This window comes from Parabacteroides sp. CH2-D42-20, assembly GCF_003670185.1.
Taxonomy (GTDB): domain Bacteria; phylum Bacteroidota; class Bacteroidia; order Bacteroidales; family Tannerellaceae; genus Parabacteroides; species Parabacteroides distasonis.
This window is the reverse complement of sequence record NZ_RAYG01000001.1, coordinates 366,486-379,378: the sequence shown is the minus strand read 5'-3', so window position 1 is coordinate 379,378 and position 12,893 is coordinate 366,486. Positions and strand designations below refer to the sequence as shown.

Annotated in this window: 9 protein-coding genes; 6 read left to right on the top strand and 3 right to left on the bottom strand. The window is 45.3% G+C overall.

What is annotated here, in order from left to right; all coding sequences use genetic code 11:
• Window positions 1-341 precede the first annotated feature (341 nt).
• A complete protein-coding gene (locus D7V92_RS01445; RefSeq protein WP_121772122.1) occupies window positions 342-2,546 on the top strand; it encodes a patatin-like phospholipase family protein in 2,205 nt (734 codons plus the stop codon).
• A 37-nt stretch (window positions 2,547-2,583) separates the two neighbouring features.
• Complete coding sequence (locus D7V92_RS01440) at window positions 2,584-3,255, top strand: DUF2461 domain-containing protein (protein ID WP_008773003.1); 672 nt, start codon at window positions 2,584-2,586, stop codon at window positions 3,253-3,255.
• 11 nt (window positions 3,256-3,266) lie between these two features.
• Here the strand turns inward: D7V92_RS01440 and D7V92_RS01435 are convergent, their stop codons facing one another.
• Window positions 3,267-4,415, bottom strand: coding sequence for a BPL-N domain-containing protein (locus D7V92_RS01435; RefSeq protein ID WP_005863380.1), 1,149 nt, complete (start codon window positions 4,413-4,415; stop codon window positions 3,267-3,269).
• 352 nt (window positions 4,416-4,767) lie between these two features.
• Between D7V92_RS01435 and D7V92_RS01430 the strand changes: the two genes are divergently transcribed.
• On the top strand, window positions 4,768-5,178 hold the full coding sequence (locus D7V92_RS01430; protein WP_005859949.1) for a DUF3836 domain-containing protein: 411 nt from the start codon (window positions 4,768-4,770) through the stop codon (window positions 5,176-5,178).
• A gap of 77 nt (window positions 5,179-5,255) precedes the next feature.
• Here D7V92_RS01430 and D7V92_RS01425 read toward each other — a convergent pair whose 3' ends face one another.
• Window positions 5,256-6,617: a TrpB-like pyridoxal phosphate-dependent enzyme gene (locus tag D7V92_RS01425; protein ID WP_121772121.1), complete on the bottom strand. Its 1,362-nt coding sequence runs from the start codon at window positions 6,615-6,617 to the stop codon at window positions 5,256-5,258.
• A 159-nt stretch (window positions 6,618-6,776) separates the two neighbouring features.
• Here D7V92_RS01425 and D7V92_RS01420 point away from each other — a divergent pair, with 159 nt between their 5' ends.
• Both D7V92_RS01420 and D7V92_RS01415 read left to right on the top strand, forming a co-directional pair.
• Entirely contained in the window at window positions 6,777-8,006 is a 1,230-nt protein-coding gene (locus D7V92_RS01420; protein ID WP_121772120.1) for a DcaP family trimeric outer membrane transporter, read from the top strand.
• A 22-nt stretch (window positions 8,007-8,028) separates the two neighbouring features.
• Window positions 8,029-9,249 (top strand): DcaP family trimeric outer membrane transporter, encoded by a 1,221-nt coding sequence (locus D7V92_RS01415; protein WP_196006624.1) that lies wholly within the window; start codon window positions 8,029-8,031, stop codon window positions 9,247-9,249.
• Window positions 9,250-9,344: 95 nt separating this feature from the next.
• Here D7V92_RS01415 and D7V92_RS01410 read toward each other — a convergent pair whose 3' ends face one another.
• The gene (locus tag D7V92_RS01410) at window positions 9,345-10,355 is read right to left on the bottom strand and encodes an aspartate-semialdehyde dehydrogenase (protein WP_005859941.1); all 1,011 of its coding nucleotides are present in this window, start codon (window positions 10,353-10,355) and stop codon (window positions 9,345-9,347) included.
• A gap of 154 nt (window positions 10,356-10,509) precedes the next feature.
• Between D7V92_RS01410 and D7V92_RS01405 the strand changes: the two genes are divergently transcribed.
• The gene (locus D7V92_RS01405) at window positions 10,510-12,882 is read left to right on the top strand and encodes a lamin tail domain-containing protein (protein ID WP_121772118.1); all 2,373 of its coding nucleotides are present in this window, start codon (window positions 10,510-10,512) and stop codon (window positions 12,880-12,882) included.
• The last annotated feature ends 11 nt before the right edge of the window (window positions 12,883-12,893 follow it).

Below are 12,893 nucleotides of genomic sequence, written 5' to 3'. Positions count from 1 at the left end.
AGCGAGAAATGCCTATTAATTTTAGGGAGGCCGTATCAAATACTATCGATTGCCCGCTTATGTTCCGGAAATAAAATGTTCCTCTCTTGTTGAAATAGTTCTCCGATAACCTATACATTCCATAGCGAATAAGTATTTATTCTTAAATCAGCGCCGTGAACTGTATAAACCACGCCGTGGAATGTGCAGACCACGCCTTGGTTTATACAGTTCACGGCATGGTTTATAGAATAGATGAGATAGCGATAAACTTTATATATAGGTAAACATACGTTTTATTCTAGATGAATCCGTTTGCGTTTTCGAGTAAACCAGCTACATTTGCCGGAAAGAATATCTAGATGAGGAAGTTCCTTTTATTGTGGTTGGTTGGGTTGATGTTGGTGCCTTCTGTGATGGCTGAGCGGAAAAAGGTAGGCTTGGTGCTGGGAGGCGGTGGGGCGAAAGGTGTCGCTCATATCGGGGTGTTGAAGGTATTGGAGGAGGCCGGCATCCCGATTGATTATATTGCCGGAACCAGTATGGGAGCTATCGTTGGTGGCTTGTATTCCGTTGGCTATACTGCCGCTGAGATCGATAGCATGGTACGTTGGCAGGATTGGAGCATGTTGCTAAGTGACCGTGTGAAACGTAGTAACCTTACTTTTCCGGAGAAAGAGAATTCCGAGCGATATGTCTTTTCCCTTCCTTTTGGCCGGAGTAAAAAGGAGATAACGATCCAAGGGATGATAAAAGGTCAAAATCTCCAGAACCTTTTCTCTGATTTAACGATCGGTTATCATGATTCCGTAGATTTTAATCAATTGAATATACCTTTCGCTTGTGTGGCGTTGAATGTGGTGGACGGGCAAGAATATGTTTTCCATCGTGGAAGTCTTCCGTTGGCAATGCGTGCCAGTATGGCGATTCCTGCCGTGTTCGCGCCGGTACGTTTGGATAGCATGGTGTTGGTAGATGGTGGGATCAAGAATAACTATCCGGCGGATGTCGCACGGGATATGGGGGCGGATATCATTATTGGCGTAGATCTGGGTACTAGCGACTTGAAACAGTTGGAGCGGATAAATACCCCTTGGGATATCGTAGGGCAGATCGTCGCCTTGCATGGTTATGAGAAATACGGACCGAATAAGGAACAAACCGATCTGTTGTTCCGCCCGAATACAGACCCTTATAATTCCGCTAGTTTTGGGGAGACGGCCTTGGATACCTTGATTGACCGGGGTGAGCAAGTCGCCCGCAAGCAATGGGATGAGATTCTTGCCTTAAAGAAGAAGATTGGTTTATCCGATAGTTCGGATATGCACCGAAAGAGATTAGTACATTCCTATCCGGTAGCCCCTACCGATACGTTTCATATCCGGCGTGTCTTGTTTGAAGGTATAGATCCTCGTGATGAGAAATGGTTGACGCAAATCAGCGGCTTGAAAGAGAATAGCTTGCTTACCGTGAAGAAATTGCAGGAAGCCATGTCTATCGTGATCGGTACAAATCTTTACTCGAATGTGAGCTATAAATTGGTCGGTGAGAGGCAGGAGGATTTGGTGCTTACGGTACAGGAAAAATCAAATAGTGCGATTAATGTGGGCTTGAATTTTAATAGTGAGGATATCGTCGCCCTGTTGCTGAATGCTACTTTTGACAATCGGGCTCGTTACCATTCGAAGTTCTCCGTAACGGGAAGGATCGGGAAACGTATGTATGGGCGAGTGGACTATGCGATAGAGCGTAATCCCTTGCGTAACATCAACCTGTCTTACATGTTCACGTACCATGATCTCGACGTCTATAACCGGGGGGATAAAATCGTGAATACGACGTATCGCCATCATTTCGTGGAACTTGGATATTCGGACATGAACTGGCTGAATTTCAAGTTGAAGCTAGGAGCCCGTTATGAGTATTTTGATTATAACTCATTCCTTTATACGGCGGAAAACCAAAAGTATCAAGTAAAACCGGAAGGCTTTATCAGTTACTTCGCTCAGGCCCATCTGGAAACCTTGGACCGCCGTTACTTCCCGAGTAAAGGCGTTTCTCTGCAAGCGGATTATTCCATTTATACGGATAACTTCGTGACTTATAAGGGACATACCTTCTTCTCCGCTTTGAAACTCAGTTTCCTTTCAGTATTGCCGCTGACTTCCCATTTGAGTCTGTTGCCGTCTATCGATGGTCGCGTGTTGATCGGGAAAGATCCGGCTTATCCCTTTTTGAATGTGGTGGGAGGCGATATGCCGGAAAGGTACCTTCCCCAGCAGTTACCGTTCGCGGGGATCAATCGGATGGAGATATTCGATAATTCCGTGGCGATCGTCCGTTTGAACTTACGTCAGCGTATCGGGCAGCGGCACTATATCTCATTGATAGCCAACTATGCGATCCATGAGGATAATTTCTTCGACCTGCTCAAGGGAGAAAGTGTATGGGGAGGCAGCATCGGTTATGCCTATAATAGTATGTTCGGTCCGATGAATACGAACTTCGGATTGTCGAACCGGAATAATAACCTGCAATTTTATCTGAATCTGGGTTACAGTTTCTAATATTTCTTACATTTGTAAGGATTAAAAATAGAAAGTTATGAATGAACAGATCATAGAGTTCTTGACAGAGTTGAGGAGCCATAACAATCGGGAATGGTTCCAAGACAATAAAAATCGTTACGATGCGCTACGTAAGGGGTTTATCGATGAGGTACAAGATTTAATAGGTCGTATCTCCTTATTCGATCCCGAGGTAGCCGGGTTGGAGGCGAAAGATTGTTTGTTCCGGATATACAGGGATATCCGTTTCTCTCCGGATAAGACTCCTTATAAATGTCATTTCGCCGCTTACATCTCCCAAGGTGGTCGTGCCAGCGAACGGGGTGGTTATTATATCCATCTGGAGCCGGGAGGCTGCTTGCTTTCCGGAGGTGTATGGTGCCCGCCACCTGCGCTATTAAAGAAACTTCGTCAGGATATATACGATCATATCGAGGAATTTACGGCTATTATCGAGGAACCTACATTTAAGAAAACATTCCCGGTGTTAGAGGGGGAGATGCTGAAACGCATGCCTGCCGGCTATCCAATGGATTCCCCTTATGGTTATATCATGAAGCATAAGGATTTCAGCGTGGTGTCTTATAAGCCGGATAATTTCTTTTACGCTACGGATTGGATGGATAAGGCGGTGGATGACTTTAAATTGTTATTACCATTCAATCGTTTCTTAAACTATACGGTAGATGAATATCTAGGGAGAGTTTAAATCTCCCTAGCCTAAGGAAGTAGGGCTGTTAGTTTCTCCAGCTGCGTCTTTAACTCTTCTTGGGTCGCCTTATCGGTTTCTGTCCGGTAGGCCGCCTGTAAATTGGGTAAGAAAGGTAAGTAATGGGTATCCGCTATATACCGGGCTGCCCGGATACGGACGGCGGGTGAAGCGTCATAAAGCAATCCTTGTACCCATCGTTTGGCGTCCCATGAATGATGTGCTTCCAGCCAATCCAAGGCGGCAACCTTTTGCTCGCTTTCTCCGCTTAAAAGGATTTGAAAGGCTTTTTCTTCCTGCTTTAAATCATCGGTAGCCATTAATGATTCATGATTGAACAGGTCTGGACGTACGGCGGAGGATTGATAAGGGATAAAAGGCTTATTCAAGGTCCAACGTACCATCCGGGGGATCATCCACATCATGCCGGGAGTACCTTCGGGGTGGGCAATGGAACTAAAAACACGCCCTTTCCCGTAGTTATTGGCTACGAAGAATGGCTTACCGTTTGTCATATTAGCCGGGGCGTTTCCTTCCTCATGCACATCGCTTTCCATGATGGCAAGCGTGTTGCTTTGGATCGTATCAGCCGGATTGTTTATAAATACCGGTCCCTCATAGTAAATGACGAAACTCGTATCGCGGTCGGCTAATTCGGGGAATATCTTCTTACCCTCCTCGCATAAGGTGAATTTCGCTAATCCATGCCCTCGGTTGTCATGCTCGATGTCGATCGCTTGCTGTCCATTTAGCTGTATACAGGTGTAATCGGGAGTATTCGAGAATAGATAGGCTCCGGCACAGATCCCGACAGCCCCTTTACCTTTAGCGATGAAGTCCTTGATACGTTGTTGATTTAAGGTCCCTAGGTTTAAGTACTGACTTTTGCCACTTCCTCCCGGGATAATAATAGCGTCGATCGAATCGAGCACATTATTAGCTATATCTGCTGTAGTAATGGTACATACCTCCATTTCCGGGTCCAGCCGGATAGCGGCGACAGTTTCCCAAATACAGGTCTGTGCTCCTCCATGCCCATCGAATACACCCACCTTTATCGGCTGAGTACTAATCTCTTTTTTCGTGCTCTTGTTTTCCGGCACTGAGCACTGAACGCATAAAGCCAGATAGGCAAGAAATAAGATGGCGGTCGTTTTCATTTTACGGAGGATTTTAGGTTCTGTAGAATTCAATTTGCATTCTACCTTCGCAAAGGTAAGAATATATTTATTAATCAATAGATTTTTAATTTATTAAAAAAGCGGTGTCTAAAGTTTTCTTTTGAAAGTTACATCCGGCTGGTGGTAAATAATAGATATTTAAAAATCGGGGGAACTTACGATTTGGTTTACAATATGTCAGTAAACATAGGGGAATCGAAGGGAATGAAGGTCTTGAATGTGTTAAATATTGTGATATTGCTAACGATTTGTCACTTTGCTTTTGGTGATTGTCGGGAAACTTCCTTACTTCGCGGTACAAAATGATAGTAACCTTATAAATTAAAATAGTATGAAGACATCAGTTTGGGGTAAAAGTATTCTTGCGCTAGTTTTTACTTTCATGTGTAGTTTAGCGATAAGCGCAGCGTCTCCTAAAGATTATCTATATGATACAAAAGAGGAGAATGGTAAGATTATTTCTAAAGTGGTATTCTTACAGGAAAACGGACTGTTGAACAAACAGGTAAGATATGAGTTCCAGTACAACGAGAACGGCAAGGTTTCCGAGAAGAAAGCGTTTCGTTGGGATCGGACAAACGACGAATGGGTTCCATTCTATCAGATCACTTATCAATATGATGATCAAAGTGGAGAGATAAAGACAAATTACGGTATGTGGGATAAGAAAAAGAAAAACTTTAGCTTAAATGTCCAGAACATGATTATCCCGAGTACTAATTACGAAGAAATTTTCTCATAATACATACTTTAAATTAAGACTTTCATAGACAAATAGGGGAAAGGGGCGATTTGGTATCGCCCCTTTTCTTGTTTTTATCAGATGATTTTCTCCAAATCTTTCAAATTGTTAGCTACTTCCTCATCCGTTACCTCATAGTTTGTTAGATCACCGGATAGATATTGGTCGTAGGCGGCCATATCGATCAAGCCGTGCCCCGATAAGTTGAACAAGATCGTACGAGGTTTACCTTCGATCTTGGCTTGCTCTGCCTCATGGATAGCCGCGGCGATAGCGTGGGATGATTCCGGGGCCGGTATGATTCCTTCCGCTTGTGCGAATAAGGTAGCGGCCTTGAAGGTATCCAATTGCTTGATATCCACGGCGCTCATCAATTCGTCTTTCATCAACTGGCTGACGATGGAGCCGGCGCCATGATAACGCAAACCTCCCGCATGGATATTCGCTGGAGAGAAATTATGTCCCAACGTAAACATCGGGATTAGCGGGGTATAGCCAGCCTCATCTCCGAAGTCATATTGGAATTGCCCTCTTGTAAGTTTCGGGCAAGATGCCGGTTCCGCTGCTATAACCCGGATATCCTTACCTTCCGTTAGTTTATGGCGCAGGAATGGGAATGTGATACCGGAGAAGTTGGAACCACCACCGAAACAACCGATAACGACATCGGGGTACTCGCCAGCCATTTCCATTTGTTTCTCGGCTTCCAGTCCGATAACGGTCTGATGCAGCATAACGTGGTTTAATACGCTACCTAATGTATATTTACAGTTCGGTGTCTGCATGGCCAACTCTACCGCCTCGGAGATAGCGGTACCTAGACTACCTTGATAATTAGGATGGTCTGTCAAGATCTTACGTCCGGCTTTCGTACTCATACTCGGGGAGGCGATCACTTGCGCTCCGAAAGTCTGCATGATCGAACGACGGTAGGGCTTCTGGTGGTAACTAACCTTTACCATATAAACGGCAAGTTCCAAGCCGAAAGCTTTTGCCGCGTAAGAAAGAGCGGCACCCCATTGTCCGGCGCCTGTCTCGGTCGTGATATTTGTCGTACCCTCTTGTTTACAATAATAAGCCTGAGCCAAAGCCGAATTCAACTTATGTGAACCGATCGGGCTTACACTCTCGTTCTTGAAATAGATATGAGCGGGCGTATCCAGAGCTTTTTCCAATCCGGTGGCACGAACTAACGGAGTCGGTCGCCATACCTTATAAAGCTCGCGTACTTCATCGGGGATCTCGATCCATGCGTCTGTCGTGTTCATTTCTTGATGAGAGACGCCTTTCGAGAATAGAGGATATAAATCTTCCTCCTTTAAGGGCTGTTTAGTTTGTGGATTTAAGATTGGCAGCGGTTTGTTCTTCATATCCGCTACGATATTATACCATGCCGTAGGTATATCTTTTTCTTCTAGCAAAAACTTTTTAGTACTCATTTTCTTTATCTGGTGTTTACAATATTAATCTAATTTGACCATTAAGGCTTACAACTTGGAAGCAAAGGAACAAATAATATTTCGTTTCCTCAAATTGAATCCATAAAAATATATACATTCGCAGCTTATAAGGTAAGAAAAATAACAAACTGAATTATAATGAGACGGATTACCCTGTTGCTCGTGGGGATGCTAGCCTTATTTTCTACGACAGCGCAAAGAAAAAACTTCACTTACAAATTCTACGGCTTCGTCCGTGGAGATCTTTTCTACAATTCCCGGGCTAATATGGCTCCGATCGATGGGAACTTTTATCTCTATCCTTTGGATAAGAGTTTTGATGCGGATGGCAAGGATTTGAACGCCACGCCGAATGGCAGTTTCTATACGTTCACTTCCCGCTTGGGTTTGGACGTGACGGGTCCCGATATTGGCAAGGCTCGTTCCTCCGCTAAGATAGAGACGGACTTCGGCGGTTTTTCCGGTAGTAATACGATGTTACGTATCCGGCAGGCATACGTAAACTTGGATTGGGGAAAATCGGCGGTATTAGTAGGGATCACGTGGCATCCCTTGTTTGGCGCCGTGATGCCGGATGTCTTGAATCTTTCCACCGGAGCGCCGTTCCAGCCTTTCAACCGTAGCCCTCAGATCCGTTACCAGTATAAGGCGAATAGCCGGGTACAATTGACGGCTTCCGTGTTGTGGCAATTACAATACCTTTCCAGCGGACCGAAAGGCATGAGCGAGGATTATATCAAGAATAGCTGCATTCCGGAGATGTTCGTGGGGGCGGATTTTACCCCTGCGGATGGTTGGTTGATGGGGCTCGGCGCTCATATGATCTCCTTAAAACCCCGTACTTCCACGGAATGGAAGGAGCAAACTTTTAAGGTGAACGAGCGAATGACCGCATTCTCTTACGAGGCACATTTGAAGTATAGCGGAAGAAACTATACCTTTGCGGCGAAAACCTTGATGGCTTCTGCCTTGGATCATACCGCTTTATTGGGCGGTTACGGGGTGAGTTCGGTGGACTCCCGTACGGGCGAACAGGGATATACGCCTTTTCGCCATTCTACGACATGGGTGAATTTCGCCTACGGAACGAAATGGAGACCGGGTGTTTTCGTCGGATATACGAAGAATTTGGGAACCGGGAAGTCCTTGGTCTCAGCGGATAAGGTGTATGGTATGGGATTGGATATCGATCAATTAATAACCGTCAGCTTAAACGTATCGTATAATTTACCGCATTGGAAGTTCGGTTTCGAGTATTGTCCGGCGACAGCTTATTATGGCACGACCGACTTAGAGAGCGGACGTATCGAGCAAACACATGCGATAACGAATCATCGTATATTAGGTTTGATGATGTATCATTTTTAAAGATAGATTGACCGGAATGGAAATGAAACGCAACTTGCTTCTTTTGATCGGCCTATGTATGGCGGTATGCGTACAGGCGCAAAAGAAAAACTTCTCTTACAAATTTTACGGACAGGTACGTGGAGACTTGTTCTATAATTCCCGTGCGAATGCCGAGATCGTGGATGGTTTGTTCCACCTATATCCGAAGGACGTGGCGTTGGATGCGGATGGCAAGGACTTGAACGCTAGTCCGAACGGTAGTTTTTACCTGCTTTACTCCCGTTTGGGAATCGATATACAAGGACCGAAGGTTGGGTCGGCCAAGACTTCCTTGAAACTGGAGGCCGATTTCCGGGGCTCGGGTAGCAATTGGGCGGTGCTCCGTATCCGTCATGCCTATGTGAATCTGGATTGGGGCAAGTCCGCTGTCTTGATCGGACAGACGTGGCATCCGCTATTTGGCGAGGTCTTTCCACAGATGTTGAATCTTTCTACCGGCGCTCCGTTCCAACCGTTTAACCGCAGCCCGCAAATTCGTTATCGTTATACGGACAATGGGTGGCAATTGACCGGGTCGGTCCTATGGCAGTTGCAATATCTATCGGCCGGACCGAATGGAAAGAGTGAGGAATATATCAAGAACAGTTGCGTACCGGAAGTCTATCTCGGGGTGGATTATAAGAAACCCGGTTGGCAGGTAGGAGCCGGTATGGAAATCTTGTCGTTAGTGCCGAGAACGCAGAACGAGGTGGATGGCAAGATTTATAAAGTCAGCGAGCGGGTTACTTCCGTATCCGGCGAGGCGCACGTGAAATATCAGGACGCGAATTGGTTGGTGATGGCGAAAACATTGCTGGCTTCTAACTTGACGCAGACTTGTATGTTGGGTGGTTACGGCGTCACCTCTATCGACCTACGTACCGGCGAACAGGAATATTCACCGTATCTTTTCTCAACTTCTTGGTTGAATATCGTGTACGGAAAGAAATGGAAACCGGGTTTGTTCTTAGGCTATTTGAAGAACTTGGGAGCGAATGAGGCACTGGTAGGCAAAACCTATGGCGTAGGTCTGGACGTAGATCAGGTATTTACGACCAACCTGCAGCTTTCGTATAACCTCCCGCACTGGAAACTGGGTATTGAATACAGTCCTTCCATTGCATGGTATGGTAATGTGGATTTGCAGGATGGTGGACGGATTCATGACACACATTCGATAACCAACCATCGGGTATTGGGCGTATTGATTTATATGTTTTGAGAAGGCATGGAGGAATTACGCTAAGCATAAAAAAGCGGGATAAGAGTGTTCTCTTGATCCCGCTTCCGCATATATAGAATTTACAAAGTTGTCTGTTATTTGATATTACCCACCTTTAGCAAGTACTCGGCGATTTGTACGGCGTTCAAAGCGGCGCCTTTCTTGATCTGGTCGCTCACAGTCCAGAATGTCAAACCATTCGGGTTGCTGATATCCTTACGGATACGGCCTACGTAAACCGGATCGTGATCCGCTACGAACAACGGCATCGGATAATCCTTGTTTGCCGGTTCATCCTGCAATACCACACCCTCAGCCTCGGCGAAAGCCTTGCGAGCCTCTTCCACGCTGATCGGACGCTCTGTCTCTACCCAAGTAGATTCGCTATGCGCACGCATAACCGGTACGCGAACACAAGTAGCGCTCACCTCGATATCCGAGTGCATGATCTTACGGGTCTCGTTATACATCTTCATCTCCTCTTTCGTATAGCCGTTTTCCGTGAATACGTCTACGTGAGGGATTACGTTATATGCCAATTGATAAGCGAATTTCTCTACTGTAGGCTCCTCGCCCTTTAATAATTGCTCATATTGTTTTACCAACTCAGCCATAGCGGTAGCGCCCGCTCCACTGGCAGCTTGATAAGTAGATACGTGAACACGCTTGATATGAGATAAGTTCTCGATCGCCTTCAACGCTACAACCATCTGGATCGTGGTACAATTCGGGTTAGCGATCACGCCACGAGGACGATTCAAGGCATCCTCCGGGTTTACTTCCGGTACGACCAATGGAACATCCTCGTCCATACGGAACGCACTGGAGTTATCGATCATCACCGTACCATGTTTCGTGATCGTCTTCTCAAACTCCTTGGAAGTACCACCTCCGGCTGAAACAAAAGCAACATCGATTCCCTTAAAGTCGTCGTTATGCTTCAGTTCCTTAACGGTATACTGTTTACCACGGAAGGTATAAACACGTCCGGCACTACGAGATGAGCCAAAAAGTACCAGCTCATCCATCGGGAAGTTTCTCTGGTCGAGTACACGCAGGAACTCCTGTCCTACGGCTCCACTTACACCAACAATTGCTACTTTCATTTTGAGCACTGATTTAATTTGAATAATGTAAAATAGTTATAACTTTGCTGTCTGTAAAGGGCTTTCATATTTTTGCCTTTTGCGCCCTATTATTTACAGTTGTAACTTATTAGGGTGCAAAGATAGAGAAATTTATAACTAAAACGATATAGCTATGAAACAATTATTATTAATTCTTGCGTTTTTACTTCCGCTTTGCGCTTATCCCCAGTTAAAAGAACCGTTTAATGGACCGGAGATTACATCGGATAACCCTTGGACGGGTGATTTAGATTGCTTTGTGATTGAGAACGGATGGCTGGTCTCACGTGCGGATCCTACCCGGAAAAGTGTTTCCATAGAAACTCCTCTCGTTTATTCCGCTACAATGGAATGGGAATTTGAGATTCGGATGGATTTCAAACCAAGCGATCAAAACCATATCCGGCTACATGTTTATTTAGATGATCAGAGGATGCTTGGATTAAAAAACGATTATTATGTCCAAATCGGCAGTAATAAGAAAACGATAACTTTTCGGAAACATACCGCAACGGAGAAGAATCCAAAGATCTTAATAGAGAAAGCGCTCGATGTCTTGTTGGGAGCCGTGGATTTGAAAGTGAAACTTACTTTAGAAAATCATAAGATATGGAACTTATATGTGCTAGAGAAGGGTAGGTTTGTCTTGATAGGGAGTTGTGAGTCTGAAGTTTCTTCTTCATGTAAAGGGAGACAACTACGTTTTGAATGCCGCTATTCTAAAACGCGAGTAAATGATTTTGCGTGTAACTACATCATTATATCCGATAATATCTCGATCGAACCAGAGAAGCCGGATACTCCCGAAGAGCCAGAAGAACCCAATGAGCCCGATGAGCCGTTGGTTCTTCCGCGGCTTCTTGCTATCCAACCGATCACCGAGTCTGTTTTCCAATTACAATATAATCTTCCGGTGGATATCCGTGAGGCGATATTCTCGATATCGGGTATCGGTAATGCCTCTCGTATGACCTATGCGGATGATATGCGGATCCATGTGAATATCAGCTTTGATAAGGAGTTGAAGGTTGGTATGGGTTATGATTTGTTGTGCTCGGGGTTAATGGATCTTGAGGGAAATAAGATTCCGGAGAGTTCTACCGAGATTCGGTTAGAATATGAAGAAGAGCCCGACGCTCCGGAGGAACCAGAAGTGCCGGATACTCCTTCTTTCCCCGCCGGTAGTATCCGTATTAATGAGGTGATGGCTGATCCGAAAGGACAAAAGGCTTTTCCGGAAACGGAGTATGTGGAACTTTATAATACGACGGATAAGGCTATAGAGTTAAATGGTTGGTCATTCTTATATGGTAGTAAGCCAACGGTATTGACAGCTTTGCTTTTGGATGCGGATGGATATATCGTGCTTTATCGGTCTGGTAGGGATATACATATTGACGATTCGGGACAAGATATGCCCTTGGATAAATTCCCGGCGTCTTTGGCGAACACGGGGAAGGAGCTTGCGTTATTCGATCCTTCCGGTAAGGAGATCGACCGGATTGCCTATGAGAAAGCGAAAGCCGGTATCGCTTGGGAACGTTCTGAAATCGGTTTTTATTTATCAACGGATGAGCGAGGAGGCACGCCGGGTTCCGCAAACTCTTCTCCTGCCGATGAACCAGAAGATCCGGATCGTCCGGACACTCCCCATAAACCGGGTATCCCCACGGACATTATAGTCTTACCCAATGAGATCGTTTTTAATGAGTTGTTGTCGAATCCTTACCCGGAAGGGAGTGAGTATATCGAGCTTTATAATCGTTCGGACCGGACATTGTCTTTGGCTGGACTGTCTGTTGCTACCCGCAAATCCGATGGTACATTGAGTACGCATTATCCTTTATCTTCTATAGTCTCTCCGGTAGAACCACAAGATTATGCGTTGCTGACTAAAAGTATGGGAGGAGTGAGCGATTTTTATCTGATATCTTCGCCGGATGCTTTGCATGAATTAAAACTTCCGGTCTTGGCAAATACCTCCGCTACGCTAGTCCTGTTTCGTACAGAAGATGAGGTTATGATCGATGAGATTCGTTATTCCTCTAAATGGCATGCCCCATCCGTGAAAAATGAGAAGGGGATTGCCTTGGAGCGGATTAATCCTGATAGCGATACGCAGGATGAGATGAATTGGACTTCGGCTTCGGCCACGGCGGGATACGGTACGCCCGGCTATCGGAATTCCCAATATGGAAAGCAAGATGAAGGCGAGGTCACGGGCATAGAGTCTCCCGTTTATTCTGAGGCAACGAAGGAATATACGATCTCCTACCATCTTGATGAATCCGGCTATACCTGTAGGGCCTGGATATTTGATATCTCCGGAAGGCATATCAGTGAGGTGGTAAATCATGACTTATTAGGGATAGAAGGTGAATTGGCTTGGAACGGCCTTGCGGTGAATGGTTCCAAGGTGAGAACCGGCGTTTATATTTTCTATGCGGAACTTGTTCATCCTCAAGGACAGGTAAAACGATATAAGGAAGTGTTTTTAGTGAAATAAGTTCATTTGTG